Source organism: Streptomyces luteosporeus (genome assembly GCF_039532865.1).
Lineage (GTDB): Bacteria > Actinomycetota > Actinomycetes > Streptomycetales > Streptomycetaceae > Streptomyces > Streptomyces luteosporeus.
In genome coordinates this window covers 42,619-55,785 of record NZ_BAAASL010000016.1, presented here as the reverse complement: position 1 = coordinate 55,785, position 13,167 = coordinate 42,619, and the positions used below count along the sequence as shown (strand labels likewise).

The following is a 13,167-nucleotide window of genomic DNA, read 5'->3' as shown; positions in this document are numbered from 1 at the left end:
TTCACCGTTTCCCGGGGGCGAGCCCCCGGACCCCCGGACCGGGCTGCGCCCGGTGTCCTCAAACGCCGGACGGGCTGAAATCAGCCCGTCCGGCGTTTGAGGACCGGGGTCCGGGGCGGAGCCCCGGGAAACGGCGAAAGGGCGGGACCGGGGCCGAAAACCCCCGTCCCGCCCCTCCGGGCGCGTGGCCTCAGGCCACGATCAGCGAGATGCCGTATCCGACGGCCGCCGCGCACAGCGCGAAGCACGCGTACGCGCCGGTGCGCGCCAGCGCGCCCGCGGCCGCCGTACCGCCCGCCGCATCCGCGGCGTCCGCCTTGCGGGACGTGCCGACGATGCCGAGCGTGAACAGGCCCACGAGCCCGACGGTCACCACGAGGCTGACCCCGAAGACCTCTGCGAAAGCTGCCCAGTCGATGTGCATGGTGTTTCTTCCTCCGTGCCCGGCGCTCAGCCGGTCGTCGCGGGGGCGGGGGCGGGGGCGGCCGCGGGGCCGGCCGGCGGCGGGGCGACGGCCTGGAGGGCCGCGGTGACCACGCCGACGGGCTCGGCGGCGGGGGCGGCGATGCCCTGCGGCTCGTTGAGGTCGTTGACGTTGTCGTGGGTGACCGGCTTGCGGCGCGAGGCCGCCCAGATGCCGCCGCACACGGCGAGGCCGAGGACGGCGACGGCGGTCACGCCCCACTGGCCCTGGTCGGCCAGGAGCGCCGCGCCGGCGGCGACGAGGCCGGCGGCCGGCAGGGTCAGACCCCAGGCGGCGACCATGCGGCCGGCGGTCGACCAGCGCACGACGCCGCCCTTGCGGCCGAGGCCGGCGCCCATGATCGAGCCGGAGCAGACCTGGGTGGTGGAGAGGGCGAAGCCGATGTGGGAGGAGGCGAGGATCACCGTGGCGGCGCCGGTCTGGGCGGCGAAGCCCTGGGCGGGCTTGATGTCGGTGAGGCCCTTGCCGAGCGTCTGGATGATGCGCCAGCCGCCGAGGTACGTACCGAGCGCGATGGCCAGGCCCGCGGAGACGATGACCCACATGGGCGGGTCGGAGTGCGGGGCGACGACGCCGCCGGCGACCAGGGTGAGGGTGATGACGCCCATGGTCTTCTGGGCGTCGTTGGTGCCGTGGGCGAGGGAGACCAGGGCGGCCGAGGCGATCTGGCCGGCGCGGTAGCCCTTCGCGGTGTCGCGCTCGTCGCGGCCCTTGGCCAGGCGGTAGGTCAGGCGGGTGGCGACGGTGGCGGCGATGCCGGCCACGATCGGCGCGGCGACCGCCGGGATGAGGACCTTCATGACGACCTTGTCGGCGTTGACCGCGTGGAAGCCGACGGAGGCGACGGTGGCGCCGATCAGGCCGCCGAAGAGGGCGTGCGAGGAGCTGGAGGGCAGGCCGGCCAGCCAGGTGAGCATGTTCCAGACGATGGCGCCGACGAGGCCGGCGAAGATCACTTCGGGCCGGATGCCGGCACTCTCATCGATGATGCCCCCGGAGATCGTCTTGGCGACCTCGACGGACAGGAACGCACCGACGAGATTGAGGACGGCCGACATGGCGACCGCGGTCTTGGGCTTGAGCGCTCCGGTGGAGATGGTGGTGGCCATGGCGTTGGCCGTGTCGTGGAAGCCGTTCGTAAAGTCGAACACCAAGGCCGTGACGATCACGATCCCGATGAGAAGCGTGATGTGTTCCATTCACCCAGGCAATCAGTTCGATGGTCAGTACGCGGCGACCGTAGGGACTCAGGGTGAACGGAAGGTGAACGGGGTCGCGATCAGTGGCGAAGGCGTCCGGAGGTGGAGATCGATGAAGCTGTCCGAACCGTCCCCGGGGATCCCCGGGCAAGGGGTCCCGGCCCCCGACGACATCGCCCGTACCTGGGCGGATGTGGTCTCCACGGCCCGTCGCAGCACCGCCGATCAGCTGGTGGTGGGCACGTCGGGAAACGTCTCCGCGAGGGTCGGGGACGTGGTGCTCGTCACGCCCAGCGGCGTCCCGTACGACCGGCTGGGCCCCGCCGACGCCGTCGGCGTCGACCTCGACGGCCGGCAGGTGCTCGGCACCCTGGCCCCCACCAGCGAACTGCCCATGCACCTGGCCGTCTACCGCGCCACCGGTGCCGCCGCGATCGTGCACACCCACGCCGTGCACGCCACGGCCGTCTCCCTGCTGGTCGGCGAGCTGCCCGCCGTCCACTACATGACCGCGGCCCTCGGCGGCCCGGTGCGCGTGGCCCCGTACGCCCTGTACGGCACCGAGGAACTGGCCGGGCACGTGCTGGCCGCCCTCGACGGCCGCACCGGCTGCCTGATGCGCAACCACGGCACCCTCACCCACGGCGACACCCTCGACCAGGCGTACGACCGCACGGCCCAGCTGGAGTGGATGTGCCGGCTGTGGCTCGCGGCCTCCTCCGTCCCTGGCGGCACCCCGGCCCTGCTCTCCCCGGACCAGCTGGCGCAGGCGGCGGAGAAACTCTCCGGCTACGGCCAGAAGCCGTAGGTCGCCCGCCCACTGGCCGGTGGCGCCGACGCCGCCCACACTGGAAGGCGTGAGCGCCCGCCGAGCGGCCGCGTGGGCCGCGACCACACTGATCGGCCTCGGCGCAGCCGCCGTCGCCGTCGGCCGCTACGCCGGCGACGCCGCCCTGAAGGCCGCCCCGGGCCACCCGCTGCCGGGTGAGCCCCGGCTCACCGTGCACGACGTGGCGTCCGGCACCGTCACCCTCACCCGTACCCCGGCCGCGCTGCGCCCCGGCACGTACGGCCTGGCCGGCCGCCGGGTGCACGCGGTCGTCGGGCCGGTCGTCCCGGACGTCTCGCATCCGCACGACTGCGTGGTGCGGCGCCTGGAGAAGGTGGTCACGGGCACGTTGCAGCCCGGCGACCGGGTCCGGCTCACCCCGCAGCTGCACACCGGCACGCCCCGGGACGCGCTCGGCATCGACCACGAGGACGTGACGGTGCCGGGCGAGCTGGGGCCGCTGCCCGCCTGGTTCGTGCCGGGCGGCCGCGACACGTGGGTGATCAGCGTGCACGGCCCGTTCGCCGGCCGCGAGCACGCCATGGTGCTGATGCCGTTCCTGCACCGGCATCGTCTGCCGGTGCTCGCCGTCACCTACCGGGGTGATCCCGGGGCCCCGCGCCAGGCGCACGGAATCAGCCACTTCGGCGCCCGGGAGTGGCGGGATGTGGATGCCGCCGTCCGGTACGCGGTGGCGAGCGGTGCCCGCCGCGTGGTGCTGCACGGCTGGTCGACCGGGGCGACGATGGCGCTGCTGGCCGCCGTCCGCGAGGCGGAGGGGAGCTCCGGCCCTGAGATACGGGGGCGCGTCAGCGGGCTCGTCCTGGACTCCCCGGTGCTCGACTGGCCCGCCCTGATGGGGGCGCTGTCGGTCCACCGCGCCCCGGCGCCGCTGATTCCGCTTGCGGTCCGGGCGGCCGAGGGCCGCCTCGGTCTCGCCCCCGACGGACTCGTCGAGGCCGCCGACCCCGGCCCGCTCCAGGTGCCCGTCCTCGTCCTCCACGGCACCGAGGACACCCTCGCGCCGCTGGAGCGCTCCCGCGCGCTCGTCGCCCGCAAACCGGCGCTGTTCTCCCTGCAGACCGTGCGCGGCGCCGGCCACGCCGGCGCCTGGAACACCGATCCGGAGCGCTACGAGGAGGCGCTGCGGCGCTTCCTCGTCCCCCTCATGTGAGGCGCCCCGTGGCACCCCGCCAGGGGCCCCGCGCGGCCGGATAGTTGATTCCGATTGGGTTTTCGGAGCGTGAACGGCAAGACTGCTCCTGTGACGTCCCGTACTCCGCGCGACTCCCGGCTCAGACTGGTCCCCCGACAGCCGATCACGGCCGCCCGCCGGGCCGTGGCGGGCCGCGGCGCCCGTCCGGCGCCCCGCCCGCCCGCCGGCACCCCGGACCGGCAGGAACTCGCCCGGCTGGCCCGGGCCGGCCTCACCGGCGCGGTCCGGCTGGCCCGTTGGGCGGCCGAGGAGTGCGCCCGCGGCGCCGTGCTGCGGCCCGGCGCGGAAGGCGGGCTGTGCGGCCCCACGGCCGAACGCGCCACTGCAGCACTGGGGCTGACGCCGCACGAGGTGCGCCACCACTGGGACCGCGCGCGCCTGGCCGGCCTGCTGGAGCTGCACGGCGACACCGCCCGGCCCGGCTGGCGGCTGCAGGCGTGGGACCGCGACGACAGCGCCGTGCTGCGCGGCTGGGTCGCCCTCTTCGACGCCTGGTCCCTGGCCCACCCCGAGCCCGCCGACGCCGACCCGACGGTCGCCGCCGAGGTCGTGGAGGCCGTCCCGCAGCTGCTGTCCGTCATGCACCTGTCGGCCGGGCCGGTGTCGCTGGCGATGCTGCTCGACCTGCTGCAGCAGCGCGTCGCCGAGATCCGCGCCGAGCGGTGCGAGGTGCCCTACGGGGGCCCGACGCCGCCCGCCCCCGCCCGCGCCGCCGCCGGCGACCCGCTGCCCGGCCTGCTGCACTGGGCCCTCGCCGCCCTGGAGGCGGTCGGCGCCCTGGTCGTGCGCGGCACGGGCCCGGCCGCCGAGGCCGTGCTGACCCCGCTCGGCAACTGGGCGGTGTGGGTCAAGCTGGAGCAGATCTGCGTCGCCGCCCAGAGCCCCGCCGGCAACATCGAGCTGTCCGCGCAGGCCATGCTGCTCGGCTGCGCCGACCTCACCCCCGGGCCCGCCCGCGCCGAGTACCGCGCCTGGCTGGCGGCCCGGCCCGTGCGCAGCGCCGTCACCGAGCTGCTGGAGGCGGCCCGCGGCGACGACGCCATGGTCCGCGGCCTGGCCTTCGAGGCGCTGCGCGCGGTCGGTGCGCCCGCCGAGCCCGCCGTGCGGGCCGCGGCCGCCGAGCCCGTCCTGCGGCCGTACGCGCTGCTGTGGCTGGCCGAGCACGAGGGACACGACCCCGAGGAAGCCGCGGAGGTGCTCACCCGCGAGGAGGCCACCTGGCTGTGGGTGGACACGGCGGCGGCCGTGGCCGACCACGGGGAGGGGCGCCTGCTGGTGCGCCACCTGGAGTCGGCGGTGCAGGGCACCGTGCCGGGGCTGCTGGAGGAGGTACGCGCGGTGGGCCACCCCCGCACCGTCCAGGTGCTGGTCGCCCTCGCCGCCGCCCACCCCGACCCGGCCCTGGCCAAGGCGGTGCGCCGGGCGGCGTTCCAGGTGCACCGGGGCGGCGCGTAGCAGGCCCCGCGCCGCTGCGGGCGCGCCCTCAGCCCGCCACCTGCGGCCCCTGGGGCGCGTACGTGCCGAAGCTCCAGACGTTGCCGCCGAGGTCGCGGGCCATGTAGTCGCGCGAGCCGTACTCCTGGTCCGTCGGCGGCATCACGATCTCCACGCCGTGCTCCACCGCCCGCTTGTGGTGCGCGTCGGTGTCCTCGACGACCACGTAGACGCCGACGGGCCCGGCGCCCGCCATCGCGTCGTCGAAGACGCCGCCGCGGCCCCTGGAGCCGACCATGACGATGCCGTTGCCGTAGACGAGCTCGGCGTGCAGGACGGTGCCGTCCTCGCTCTCGTACAGCGCGGCCCGCGTGAAGCCGAAGGCCTCGGTGAGCTGGTCGATCGCGGCCTTCGCGTCGTCGTACAGCAGTGCCGGGCTGATCGTGGGCGCGGCGGTGCTCGTCCCTGTCATGAGGTCACTCCTTGAAGGTGTCGCAGCGGGTCGTGTCCCCCGTCGTGTACCCGGTGGTGAACCACTGCCGGCGCTGGGCCGCCGAGCCGTGCGTCCAGCTCTCGGGCGTGACCTTGCCCTGGAACCGCTCCTGGATGCGGTCGTCGCCGACGGCGGCCGCGGCCGACAGGCCGTCGTCGATGTCCGCCTTGGTCAGCTGCTTGACCAGCGGCCGGCCGGTGGACTTCTCCGGGGTCGTCGTCGCGTGATGCGCCCAGACGCCGGCGTAGCAGTCGGCCTGGAGCTCGACCTTGACCGAGTTGCTGCCGGCGCCGGTGAGCCGGTCCTGGGCGCGGGAGAGGGTGCCGGTGAGGTTCTGGACGTGGTGCCCGTACTCGTGGGCCACCACGTACGCCTGGGCGAAGGGCCCGCCGCTCGCCCCGAACTTCGTGCGCAGCTCGTCGAAGAATCCCAGGTCCAGGTAGACCTTGCGGTCGCCGGGGCAGTAGAAGGGGCCGACGGCCGAGGTCGCGGGGCCGCACGCGGTGGAGACCCGGCCGGTGAACAGCACGGTCGAGGCCGGCGTGTAGGTGCCCGAGCGGCGCGTGAGCTCCCCGCTCCAGAACGACTGGGCGCTGTTGACGATCCCGACGATGCGGCAGTCCTGCCGGGTGTTGGCGTCCTTGCCCGTACGGCAGCTGCGGGCGACCTCGGCCTCCGTGCTGGCGGAGGCGTGCGGCGCCGGAGCGCCGCCGCCGAGCCCCAGCTCCTGCGGCCCGACGCCGAAGATCAGCCCGAGCGCCAGGGCGATCAGCCCGACGATGCCGCCCCCGACGGTCAGCCCGCCACCGGGGATGCCCGAGCGCCGGTCCTGCACCTGCGAGGTGTCGAGATCCGCGTCGTCGTCGAACTGCATGCGCGCACCGCCCTCCGGGCTCGCCGTCCTCCCGGAACGAGTATCGGCGAAGCGCACGGACCCCGCCCGGGAAAACGGCTTGCACGCCCCCGTTAGACTGGCTCCATGGCCATTCTCCTCGTGCATTAGACGGCGTCGACCGACTGCAGCCCGTCCCTCCGCCGTCCATCCTGCTCAGGAGTACCACCCCGTGATCACCGCTTCCGGCCTCGAGCTGCGCGCCGGCGCACGTGTCCTCATCGAGTCCGCCAGCTTCCGCATCGCCAAGGGCGACCGCATCGGCCTCGTCGGCCGCAACGGCGCCGGCAAGACCACCCTCACCAAGTGCCTGGCCGGCGAGGGCCAGCCCGCCGCCGGCACCATCACCCGTTCGGGAGAGGTGGGCTACCTCCCGCAGGACCCGCGCACCGGCGACCTCGACGTCCTCGCCCGCGACCGCGTCCTGTCCGCCCGCGGCCTCGACGCGGTGCTGCGCAAGATGCGCGAGAACGAGGACCGGATGGCCAACGGCAAGGGGGCCACCCGCGAGAAGGCGATGAAGAAGTACGAGCGCCTGGAGACGGAGTTCCTCACCAAGGGCGGGTACGCCGCCGAGGCCGAGGCCGCCACCATCGCCGCCAGCCTGGGCCTGCCCGACCGCGTCCTCGGCCAGCCCCTGCACACCCTCTCCGGCGGTCAGCGCCGCCGCGTCGAGCTGGCCCGGATCCTGTTCTCCGACGCCGACACCCTGCTGCTGGACGAGCCGACCAACCACCTCGACGCCGACTCGATCGCCTGGCTGCGCGACTACCTCAAGACCTACCGCGGCGGCTTCGTGGTCATCTCCCACGACGTCGACCTCGTCGAGACGGTCGTCAACAAGGTCTTCTACCTCGACGCCAACCGCTCGGTGATCGACGTCTACAACATGGGCTGGAAGCTGTACCAGCAGCAGCGCGAGGCCGACGAGAAGCGCCGCCGGCGCGAGCGGCAGAACGCCGAGAAGAAGGCCGCCGCCCTCAACGCCCAGGCCGACAAGATGCGCGCCAAGGCCACCAAGACCGTCGCCGCGCAGAACATGGCCCGCCGCGCCGAGAAGCTGCTCTCCGGCCTGGAGGCCGAGCGCGCCGCCGACAAGGTCGCCAAGCTGCGCTTCCCCGAGCCCGCGCCCTGCGGGAAGACGCCGCTGATGGCCGAGGGCCTGTCGAAGTCCTACGGCTCCCTGGAGATCTTCACCGACGTCGACCTCGCGATCGACAAGGGCTCCCGCGTGGTCATCCTCGGCCTCAACGGCGCCGGCAAGACCACCCTGCTGCGCCTGCTGGCCGGGGCCGAGCAGCCGGACACCGGTCAGGTCACGCCCGGTCACGGGCTGAAGATGGGCTACTACGCGCAGGAGCACGAGACGCTCGACCCGGAGCGCACGGTCCTGGAGAACATGCGCTCCGCGGCGCCCGACCTGGACCTGGTCGAGGTCCGCAAGGTGCTGGGCTCGTTCCTCTTCTCCGGCGACGACGTCGACAAGCCGGCCGGGGTGCTCTCCGGCGGCGAGAAGACCCGTCTGGCGCTGGCCACCCTCGTCGTCTCGTCCGCCAACGTGCTGCTGCTGGACGAGCCCACCAACAACCTCGACCCCGCCAGCCGCGAGGAGATCCTCGGCGCCCTGCGCACCTACAAGGGCGCGGTCGTGCTGGTCACGCACGACGAGGGCGCCGTCGCGGCGCTGGAGCCGGAGCGGATCATCCTGCTGCCCGACGGCGTGGAGGACCTGTGGGGTCCGGACTACGCCGACCTGGTGGCGCTGGCCTGACCGGCGCCGCCGGGCCCGCCCGGCACCCCGTGCCACCGTCTTGATCGGTCGCCTCCCGATCATTCGGCCGAGTCGTGATCCATCATCTGAGTGAGGGCGGCTGGTACCCCCGCGCCACCGGACGCTCCGGCGCGCGCGCTGTGCGAGGTGCGGGGCGCCGTTTGCGCCGGCCGCGCGGGGGGCCCGTCTGACCTGCCCGTTCGCCGCACCACCCGTACGGCCGTACGAGCCGGAAACGAATCAAATCCCCTGTTCCGGGCGTTGTCCTGGCCCGATGGCGCGGCGCTTTCCGCCGGCGGACTTCGGATCGACCTTGCCGAATGGGTGGCCATGACGCGCCCTAGGGGTGATCATGAGAGACAAGAGGCGCATCTCCCATGAGGAGGCACGGGTGGCCGAGACTCTGAAGAAGGGCAGCCGGGTGACCGGCGCCGCGCGCGAAAAGCTCGCGGCAGACCTGAAGAGGAAGTACGACTCCGGTGCGAGCATCAGGGCGCTGGCCGAAGAGACCGGCCGCTCCTATGGCTTCGTCCACCGGATGCTCACGGAATCCGGCGTGGTCCTGCGCGGCCGCGGCGGAGCAACGCGCGGCAAGAAGGCCGCCTCGGTCTGACGCCGCGCATCCCGCAGCAAGCGAGCACAGCAGTCAGGACAGCCCACCCGGTCGGCCGACCGGCCGCCCGGGTGGTTACTGTGCAGTCACCATTACGCGACTGCGGCCCATCCGGAGGCCTCCATGACTGCCCGCAACACCCTGCTCGACCAGGACGGCGTACAGCTCACCGTCGACGACGCGGTTGCCACCGTCACGCTCACCAACCCCGCCAAGCGCAACGTCCAGTCGCCCGCGCTGTGGCGGGCGCTGACCGAGGCGGGCCGGCTGCTGCCGGGCACCGTGCGGGTCGTGGTGCTCAGGTCGCAGGGCACGTCCTTCTCGGCCGGCCTCGACCGTCAGGCCTTCACGCCCGAAGGCTTCGACGGCGAGCCGTCCTTCCTGGACCTCGCGCGCGGCACCGATGCGGCACTGGACGCTGAAATCGCCGGCTACCAGGAGGCGTTCACCTGGTGGCGGCGCCCCGACATCGTCTCCATAGCCGCCGTCCAGGGCCACGCCGTCGGCGCCGGCTTCCAGCTCGCCCTCGCCTGCGACCTGCGCCTGTGCGCCGAGGACGCCCAGTTCGCGATGCGCGAGACCAGCCTGGGCCTGGTGCCCGACCTCACCGGCACCCACCCCCTGGTCGGCCTGGTCGGCTACGCCCGCGCCCTGGAGATCTGCGCCACCGGGCGCTTCGTCCACGCGGCGGAGGCCGAGCGCATCGGCCTGGCCAACGTCGTCGTCCCGCTCGACGAGCTCGCCGCCGCCACCGACGACCTCACCGCCGCCCTGCTCGCGGCCCCGCGCGACGCCGTCGTCGAGACCAAGGCCCTGCTGCGCGGCGCGCTCGAGCGCACGTACGACGAGCAGCGCGTGGCCGAGCGCGCGGCGCAGGCACGCCGGCTGCGCGACCTGGCGGGCCTCGGCGAATAGCGCCCCCTTCCGCCCGGGCGGGGTGTAGCGACCCCGCCTAAGGTGGCAGAAGGACTGGAGGAGGATCGAGATGACCGACACCACCGACCAGAGCCACCCGGGCCGGACCGCCGCCGTGACGGGCCGCGGCGGCAAGGAGCTGCCCGCTCCCGCCGAGCGGGGGCGCACCACGATCGCCGACGGCGTCGTGGAGAAGATCGCCGGTATGGCGGCCCGCGACGTCCTGGGCGTCCATGCCCTCGGCAGCGGCCTGAGCCGCTCCTTCGGCGCCGTGCGCGACCGCGTCCCCGGCACCAGGTCGGTCACCCGCGGGGTGAAGGCCGAGGTCGGGGAGGTGCAGACGGCCCTCGACCTGGAGATCGTCGTCGACTACGGCGTCGCCATCGCGGACGTGGCCCGCGCCGTACGGGAGAACGTCGTCACCGCCGTGGAGCGCATGACCGGGCTCGAGGTCGTCGAGGTCAACATCGCCGTCACCGACGTCAAGCTGCCCGACGAGGAAGAGGAAGAGCCCGAGCCGCGGATCCAGTGAGGAGCGCGTGATGAGCATGGCCGTGGCCGGCCTCGCCGCCGGCATGGCACTCGGCTTCGCCGGATACTTCGGCGGGTTCGGCGCCTTCCTGCTGGTCGGCTCGCTGGGCGCCATCGGTTTCGTCGCCGGCCGCTACTTCGACGGCGACCTCGAACCGGGGGAGTTCGCGCGCCTGCTGCGCCCCCGCGACCGCGACGGACGCGGGAGGTAGCCGGTGGCCGCACCACCGCACCCGGTGGAGCCCGCCGACCGCGGGGCCACCCGGATCGCCGACCGCGTCGTCGCCAAGATCGCAGGTCAGGCGGCGCGCGAAGCGCTCACCGGCACCCTGCCCGAGGACCACGAACCGCCCTACGCCGCCGTCGACGTGCACGACGGCACCGCCCGCGTCCGCGTCGCCGTCGAACTCGACTACCCCGCCGACATCGCCGCCCGCTGCCGGGACGTCCGCGAACGCATCGTCGAAAGGGTCCGCACCCTGGCCGGCATGGAGGTGCCCGAAGTGGCGGTCACCGTCGAACGGCTGCACTCCGTCCACACCGCGCGCACGACCGGGGAGCGGGTGCGATGAGCCGTGGCGACCGGCGCCCGTGGTCCGCCCGCCGCCTGCCCGCGGCCCTGCTCGCCGCCGCGCTCCTCGCCGCCGCCGGCCTGCTGTTCTACGACACCGCCGCGGTACGGGCCGGCCACCGGGCCATGGCCTGGCGCCGCGCCCTCGCCCGCGACCTGGCCACCGTGCCCCTGCACAACCCCTGGATCGTCACCGGCGCCGCGCTCTGCGTCCTCGCCGGCGGATGGCTGATCGCGCTCGCCCTGACCCCCGGCATGCGCCACCTGCTGCCGATGCGGCACGACGACGCCGACGTACGCCCCGCGCTCGAACGCCGCGCCGCGGCCCTGGTGCTGCGCGACCGCGCCCTGGAGGTGCCCGGCGTGCGCTCGGTGCGCGTCGACGTCGGGCGCCGGGTCGTGCGGGCCCGCGCCGAGGCCCACTTCCGTGACCTGGACGAGGTGCGCACCGACGTGGGCTCCGCCCTCGCCGACGGCGTCCGCGCCCTGGGCCTGGTCCGCGAACCCTCCCTGTCCGTGCACGTCCGCCGGCCGCCGAAGGAGTGAGCCCACGGTGCTCAGGACCGTCAACCGGGTACTGCTCGCCCTCGCCGGACTGCTGCTCGTGGCACTGGGCGCCGCCGTCCTCGTCGGGGCGCTCGACCTGCAACGGCGCTGGGACGTCCGGCTGCCGGCGGCCTGGCCCTTCGATGGGCCCGACGACGTCCTGCTCACCCCGGCACGGAGGCAGCGGTGGCGGGGACGGCCGTGGTGGTGGCCGGCGGTCCTGGCCACCCTGGCCGTCACCGTACTGCTCGCCCTGTGGTGGCTCTGGGCCCAGGGCCGCCGTCGGCGGCTGCGGGAGGTGGCCGTCGTCAGCGGCGGCGGAGAGGTCGACGTCGTGCGGGGCCGGGCCCTGGAGGAGGCCATGGCGGCGGAGGCCGGGGCGCTCGACGGCGTGGACCGGGCCCTGGTCCTGCTGACCGGGCGGCGCACGGCACCAAGGGTGCGGATGTCCGTGGTGCTGGGGGCACGGGCGGCGCCGGCGGGCGCGCTGGCCCGGCTGACCGGGGAAGTGCTGCGGCACGCGCGCGCCTCGGCGGGCCTCGGCCGCCTGCCCGCGGAGATCCGCCTGCGCGCGACGCGCCACCGCGCGGAGCGGGTGGGGTAGGGCCCCGAAGGGGCGCGGGGCAGTGTCGACCTGCGGCTCCGCCGCGTGGGCGCGACCAGCCACCGGCGGCCTGCGGCCGGTGTGCGGCACTTCGTCTGCGGGCGCGTCGTGGCTTGTCGCGCAGTTCCCCGCGCCCCTTACGGGGCGCCCCGTAAGGGGCGCGGGGAACTGCGCGATCGGCCACCGACGGCCCGCAGCCGACACGCCAGCCCAGGGCCCGGGCGCAGCACGGCTGGTCGCGCCCACGCGGCGGAGCCGCAGATCGACACTGCCCCGCGCCCCTACGGGGCGCTACCGCCGCCCCTGCCCTCAGAAACCGTGCCGGGCCCCGCCGTCCACCGACACGACCACCCCCGTCACGTACGACGCCGCCGGGGAGAGCAGGAAGGCCGCGGTGCGGCCGAACTCCTGCGGGGTGCCGTAGCGGCCCAGGGGGATCTCCGCCTCGCGGCGTGCCTTCGTCGCCTCCGCGTCGCCCGACAGGGCGTCCAGTTCCTTCAGCCGGTCGGTCGCGATGCGGCCCGGGGCGAGGCCGATCACGCGGATGCCGCGGGGGCCCAGTTCGCGGGAGAGGGACTTGGCGAAGCCGGCCAGGCCCGGGCGCAGGCCGTTGGAGATGGTCAGGCCGGGGATCGGTTCGTGGACGGAGCCCGAGAGGACGAAGCCGATCACGCCGCCCTCGCCCAGCTGCGCCGCGGCCGCCCGGGCCAGCCGTACCGCGCCGAGGAAGACGGAGTCGAACGCGGCCCGCCACTGGTCGTCGTCGTTGCCGAGGGCGGTGCCCGGCGGCGGGCCGCCGACGCTGATGAGGACGCCGTCGAGCCGTCCGAAGTGCTCGCGCGCCGCGCTCAGCAGCCGCTCGGCCGCCGTGGGGTCGGCGTTGTCCGCGCCGAGGCCGATCGCGCCGGGGCCGAGCTCCCGTGCCGCCGCCGCGGCGGCGTCCGCGTCGCGGCCGGAGAGCACCACGCGGGCGCCGTCGGCGGTCAGTTCGCGTGCGGTGGCGTGGCCGAGGCCGCGGCTGGCTCCGGTCAGGACGTACACCCGGTCCTTCAGTCCAAGATCCATGCCC

At 74.7% G+C, this 13,167-nt stretch carries 16 protein-coding genes; 11 read left to right on the top strand and 5 right to left on the bottom strand.

What is annotated here, in order from left to right:
- Window positions 1–190: 190 nt before the first annotated feature.
- Window positions 191–424, bottom strand: a complete 234-nt coding sequence (locus ABD361_RS21060; protein WP_344436979.1) for a hypothetical protein — start codon at window positions 422–424, stop codon at window positions 191–193.
- Between the two features lie 26 nt (window positions 425–450).
- Complete coding sequence (locus ABD361_RS21055) at window positions 451–1,683, bottom strand: inorganic phosphate transporter (protein ID WP_344436978.1); 1,233 nt, start codon at window positions 1,681–1,683, stop codon at window positions 451–453.
- 112 nt (window positions 1,684–1,795) lie between these two features.
- Between ABD361_RS21055 and ABD361_RS21050 the strand changes: the two genes are divergently transcribed.
- The 3 genes from ABD361_RS21050 (at window position 1,796) to ABD361_RS21040 (ending at window position 5,183) form a co-directional block, all read left to right on the top strand.
- The gene (locus ABD361_RS21050) at window positions 1,796–2,491 is read left to right on the top strand and encodes a class II aldolase/adducin family protein (protein ID WP_344436977.1); all 696 of its coding nucleotides are present in this window, start codon (window positions 1,796–1,798) and stop codon (window positions 2,489–2,491) included.
- 49 nt (window positions 2,492–2,540) lie between these two features.
- Window positions 2,541–3,686, top strand: a complete 1,146-nt coding sequence (locus ABD361_RS21045; protein WP_344436975.1) for an alpha/beta hydrolase — start codon at window positions 2,541–2,543, stop codon at window positions 3,684–3,686.
- A gap of 90 nt (window positions 3,687–3,776) precedes the next feature.
- A complete protein-coding gene (locus ABD361_RS21040; protein ID WP_344436974.1) occupies window positions 3,777–5,183 on the top strand; it encodes a hypothetical protein in 1,407 nt (468 codons plus the stop codon).
- A 28-nt stretch (window positions 5,184–5,211) separates the two neighbouring features.
- Here ABD361_RS21040 and ABD361_RS21035 read toward each other — a convergent pair whose 3' ends face one another.
- The gene (locus ABD361_RS21035) at window positions 5,212–5,634 is read right to left on the bottom strand and encodes a VOC family protein (RefSeq protein WP_344436973.1); all 423 of its coding nucleotides are present in this window, start codon (window positions 5,632–5,634) and stop codon (window positions 5,212–5,214) included.
- Between the two features lie 4 nt (window positions 5,635–5,638).
- Entirely contained in the window at window positions 5,639–6,529 is an 891-nt protein-coding gene (ypfJ, locus tag ABD361_RS21030; RefSeq protein ID WP_344436972.1) for a KPN_02809 family neutral zinc metallopeptidase, read from the bottom strand.
- A gap of 190 nt (window positions 6,530–6,719) precedes the next feature.
- Here ypfJ and ABD361_RS21025 point away from each other — a divergent pair, with 190 nt between their 5' ends.
- The 8 genes from ABD361_RS21025 (at window position 6,720) to amaP (ending at window position 12,098) form a co-directional block, all read left to right on the top strand.
- The gene (locus ABD361_RS21025) at window positions 6,720–8,318 is read left to right on the top strand and encodes an ABC-F family ATP-binding cassette domain-containing protein (protein ID WP_344436971.1); all 1,599 of its coding nucleotides are present in this window, start codon (window positions 6,720–6,722) and stop codon (window positions 8,316–8,318) included.
- Window positions 8,319–8,709: 391 nt separating this feature from the next.
- Window positions 8,710–8,931, top strand: coding sequence for a helix-turn-helix domain-containing protein (locus tag ABD361_RS21020; RefSeq protein WP_344436970.1), 222 nt, complete (start codon window positions 8,710–8,712; stop codon window positions 8,929–8,931).
- Between the two features lie 123 nt (window positions 8,932–9,054).
- On the top strand, window positions 9,055–9,846 hold the full coding sequence (locus ABD361_RS21015) for an enoyl-CoA hydratase/isomerase family protein (protein WP_344436969.1): 792 nt from the start codon (window positions 9,055–9,057) through the stop codon (window positions 9,844–9,846).
- A 70-nt stretch (window positions 9,847–9,916) separates the two neighbouring features.
- Complete coding sequence (locus tag ABD361_RS21010; protein ID WP_344436968.1) at window positions 9,917–10,378, top strand: Asp23/Gls24 family envelope stress response protein; 462 nt, start codon at window positions 9,917–9,919, stop codon at window positions 10,376–10,378.
- Between the two features lie 10 nt (window positions 10,379–10,388).
- Window positions 10,389–10,589, top strand: a complete 201-nt coding sequence (locus ABD361_RS21005) for a hypothetical protein (RefSeq protein WP_344436967.1) — start codon at window positions 10,389–10,391, stop codon at window positions 10,587–10,589.
- Between the two features lie 3 nt (window positions 10,590–10,592).
- Window positions 10,593–10,949 carry an Asp23/Gls24 family envelope stress response protein gene (locus ABD361_RS21000; protein WP_344436966.1) on the top strand — a complete coding sequence of 119 codons (357 nt, stop codon included), beginning with the start codon at window positions 10,593–10,595 and terminating at the stop codon, window positions 10,947–10,949.
- Window positions 10,946–11,494: a DUF6286 domain-containing protein gene (locus ABD361_RS20995; RefSeq protein ID WP_344436965.1), complete on the top strand. Its 549-nt coding sequence runs from the start codon at window positions 10,946–10,948 to the stop codon at window positions 11,492–11,494. The genes ABD361_RS21000 and ABD361_RS20995 overlap by 4 nt, the downstream gene beginning before the upstream one ends.
- 7 nt (window positions 11,495–11,501) lie before the next feature.
- Window positions 11,502–12,098, top strand: a complete 597-nt coding sequence (amaP, locus tag ABD361_RS20990) for an alkaline shock response membrane anchor protein AmaP (RefSeq protein WP_344436964.1) — start codon at window positions 11,502–11,504, stop codon at window positions 12,096–12,098.
- Between the two features lie 309 nt (window positions 12,099–12,407).
- On the opposite strand, the gene ABD361_RS20985 is transcribed toward amaP, so the two are convergent.
- Window positions 12,408–13,163: an SDR family oxidoreductase gene (locus ABD361_RS20985; protein ID WP_344436963.1), complete on the bottom strand. Its 756-nt coding sequence runs from the start codon at window positions 13,161–13,163 to the stop codon at window positions 12,408–12,410.
- Window positions 13,164–13,167 lie beyond the last annotated feature (4 nt).

Bases quoted from the DNA above. Each gene is read 5' to 3' on its own strand.
- ABD361_RS21060 (WP_344436979.1), bottom strand. From the start codon at position 424: ATGCACATCGACTGGGCAGCTTTCGCAGAGGTCTTCGGGGTCAGCCTC.
- ABD361_RS21055 (WP_344436978.1), bottom strand. From the start codon at position 1,683: ATGGAACACATCACGCTTCTCATCGGGATCGTGATCGTCACGGCCTTG.
- ABD361_RS21050 (WP_344436977.1), top strand. From the start codon at position 1,796: ATGAAGCTGTCCGAACCGTCCCCGGGGATCCCCGGGCAAGGGGTCCCG.
- ABD361_RS21035 (WP_344436973.1), bottom strand. From the start codon at position 5,634: ATGACAGGGACGAGCACCGCCGCGCCCACGATCAGCCCGGCACTGCTG.
- ypfJ (WP_344436972.1), bottom strand. From the start codon at position 6,529: ATGCAGTTCGACGACGACGCGGATCTCGACACCTCGCAGGTGCAGGAC.
- ABD361_RS21015 (WP_344436969.1), top strand. From the start codon at position 9,055: ATGACTGCCCGCAACACCCTGCTCGACCAGGACGGCGTACAGCTCACC.
- ABD361_RS21010 (WP_344436968.1), top strand. From the start codon at position 9,917: ATGACCGACACCACCGACCAGAGCCACCCGGGCCGGACCGCCGCCGTG.
- ABD361_RS21005 (WP_344436967.1), top strand. From the start codon at position 10,389: ATGAGCATGGCCGTGGCCGGCCTCGCCGCCGGCATGGCACTCGGCTTC.
- ABD361_RS20995 (WP_344436965.1), top strand. From the start codon at position 10,946: ATGAGCCGTGGCGACCGGCGCCCGTGGTCCGCCCGCCGCCTGCCCGCG.
- ABD361_RS20985 (WP_344436963.1), bottom strand. From the start codon at position 13,163: ATGGATCTTGGACTGAAGGACCGGGTGTACGTCCTGACCGGAGCCAGC.